The organism is Pelovirga sp. (genome assembly GCF_059864205.1).
In genome coordinates this window covers 1-1,686 of record NZ_JCBCBS010000121.1, presented here as the reverse complement: position 1 = coordinate 1,686, position 1,686 = coordinate 1, and the positions used below count along the sequence as shown (strand labels likewise).

Sequence of the window (1,686 nt, the reverse complement as noted above, 5' to 3'; positions counted from 1 at the left end):
GGGGCGCATCACCAGCAGGGTGTTGCTGACGTCAAACACCGAATACTTGAGCAGCACTTCCAGCAGGGTGTTTTTCTGAAAGAAGGTGGCGGTAAAGTCCTTCAAGTCCTTGATCAGGCCGTTATCGGCCTGCGCCCAGTGCATGGTGAAGTCAAAGCTGTTCTTGTCGCGCCGGGTGGTATTAGCAAAATAACGGGTATCAGTGCCGTTGGAGATAACAAACAGCTGCAGGTATTTGAACAGGGAGTGCTCGCTGTTGAAGCTCTCCTTACTGTAACGATGCACCTGGTTAAAAGCCTCACGAATGGCCACGCCGCGCCTTTTCAGCTCTATCTGGACCAGCGGCAGGCCGTTGACGAGGATGGTGACGTCGTAGCGGTTGGCCTGGTTGCCGGGTTGCTCGAACTGCTTGATCACCTGTACCTTGTTGCGGGCCAGGTTCTTTTTGTCCAGCAGGTAGATGTTCTGAATACGGCCATCGTCAAAGACGAAATCGTGGATATAGTCATCGTGAATCTTGCGGGCTTTATCGACGATGCCTTCACTGGGTCTGTCCAGAAAGGTTTCCCCAAAGCGCAGCCATTCGCCGTCAGAAAACTGCACCTTGTTCAAGGTTTGCAGTTGGATGCGCACATTGGCCAGCAGGGCTTCCGGGGTGCTTAAATTGCGCAGGTATTCATAACCCTGATGTTCCAGATCGCTGATAAACTCCCGCTCCAGATCGTATTCGCTCTGATAGCTTTCAGCAACCTGCCATTCCCTCGTATACCTTTCGAGGACGATAAAACGGTTGGTTTCGGCGATGGGTTTGTAATCAGTCATTTTCATCCTTGTTCAGGGTGCAATTGAACCTGCTGCCAGCGAAGAGGATTGTCGTTAATGTAGTGTTGAATGCGGTTTAAGTCATCCTCATTACGCACAATATGCTCGTAATAATTGCGTTGCCATAAGCGTTTATGAAAGGGTTGCCAATGATGATGTTTGACACCATCAATATACGCATTGGTGGTCATGGTTTTAAACCATTGAACAACCCGCGGTAGGGGCGAACCTGAGTGTTCGCCCTGGTTCACCCGTATTTCGTTTCGTAGGGGCGAACCTGTGTGTTCGCCCATGTTTGAATTGCCGTCACCATTCGGGCAAACATTGTAGGGGCAGATACATAGGTCTGCCCCTACAGCGCCTACGTTGATTACGATAAAATGGACATGGTTGGGCATACAGATAAAATTGCCGCATTGTATATCCGGGAATTTCTGTTCCAATTCCCAATACCATCGTTCAATCATGTGACCGGCATCATTTAAACCCATGATCCCATCGACGATATCGCCAAACAGACATTCACCATTTTGGGTGGAGATGGTCACAAAATACGCCCCACATTGGGCATAGTCATATCCACGCAATCGTATTGATCGACGATGATGAATTTCAGGATTAAATGACATTTTATTCATCGTGTTTCGTAGGGGCGAACCTGCGTGTTCGCCCTGGTTTGAATTGCCGTCACCATCCGGGCAAACCCCATTCGGGCAAACCCCATTCGGGCAAACCCCATTCGGGCAAACCCCATTCGGGCAAACCCCATCCGGGCAGACACATAGGTCTGCCCCTACGATGGTCGTCCCGTTTCATCCGTTTTCGTGAATCAACCATTCGGGTGGGCACGCGTCCGATTCCCCG

General features: G+C 50.4%; 2 protein-coding genes. Both read right to left on the bottom strand.

Annotated features, from left to right (window positions below; translation table 11 throughout):
- The coding region (locus tag AC6F7T_RS08030) for a type I restriction endonuclease (RefSeq protein ID WP_500717662.1) at window positions 1-822 on the bottom strand (822 nt) is incomplete at its 3' end.
- Window positions 823-824: 2 nt separating this feature from the next.
- Window positions 825-1,460, bottom strand: coding sequence for a transposase (locus AC6F7T_RS08025; RefSeq protein WP_500717660.1), 636 nt, complete (start codon window positions 1,458-1,460; stop codon window positions 825-827).
- Window positions 1,461-1,686: the final 226 nt, after the last annotated feature.

Bases quoted from the DNA above. Each gene is read 5' to 3' on its own strand.
- AC6F7T_RS08025 (WP_500717660.1), bottom strand. From the start codon at position 1,460: ATGAATAAAATGTCATTTAATCCTGAAATTCATCATCGTCGATCAATA.